Here is a 271-nt window from a genome sequence, read left to right as displayed (position 1 = left end):
TTTTTGAGCCTACAAACGTTTCCAACTCGTCAAGCTCTCCAACCTCTGGGATGGTGTCAGGGTCGTAGGCATCAGGAAGTCGTTCTGCGACCTGTTTGACCCACGTGATCACAGTTGTATGATGAACGCCTTTGACCCGTTCGATAGCTCGAAACCCAGAGCCGTTGACATACATCTTGAGACACTCGCGCCTCACCTCATCGGAGTAGCCTCGGTGAGATTCATACGTATCAATGAACTGACGACCGCAAGCAACGCAGATGTGATTTTG

Annotated in this window: 1 pseudogene; it reads right to left on the bottom strand. The window is 50.6% G+C overall.

Annotated elements, in window-relative coordinates:
- Positions 1-271 (bottom strand): annotated as a pseudogene (locus JUJ53_RS13815) (IS1 family transposase); the annotation flags it as partial.

Origin of the sequence: Leptolyngbya sp. CCY15150, from assembly GCF_016888135.1 — a bacterium.
Taxonomy (GTDB): domain Bacteria; phylum Cyanobacteriota; class Cyanobacteriia; order RECH01; family RECH01; genus RECH01.
Note: the sequence above shows the minus strand (reverse complement) of the source record. Positions and strands in the feature narration are given on the sequence as shown.